Source organism: Sulfitobacter sp. HI0129 (genome assembly GCF_001635395.1).
Classification (GTDB): Bacteria; Pseudomonadota; Alphaproteobacteria; order Rhodobacterales; family Rhodobacteraceae; genus Sulfitobacter.
The window spans coordinates 1-342 of the sequence record NZ_LWGH01001032.1; the positions used below are offsets into that span (position 1 = coordinate 1).

At 63.7% G+C, this 342-nt stretch carries 1 pseudogene; it reads right to left on the reverse strand.

Going from position 1 to position 342, the window contains the following annotated elements:
* Window positions 1-263: pseudogene (locus tag A3764_RS21960) on the reverse strand (polyribonucleotide nucleotidyltransferase); the annotation flags it as partial.
* Window positions 264-342: the final 79 nt, after the last annotated feature.

The window sequence follows — 342 nt, forward strand, 5'->3', positions numbered from 1 at the left end:
CCGGCCACCTTGAAGTCCATATCGCCGAGGTGGTCTTCGTCACCCAGGATGTCCGACAGGATCGCGTAGGAGCCGTCATCTTCGAGGATCAGGCCCATCGCCACACCTGCGACCGGGTTCTTCAGCGGAACACCGGCGTCCATCATCGACAGCGAACCGCCGCAGACGGAAGCCATGGAGGACGAGCCGTTGGATTCGGTGATCTCCGACACGACGCGAATCGTGTAGGGGAAATCCGTAGCCGCCGGCAGAACCGCCTGAAGCTGGGCTCGTCGGGTATCTGGCGCGGCGGGTGTCGGTGGTGATGCGGCTGGTCCTGATCGCAATCGGGGTGGCCAGCTT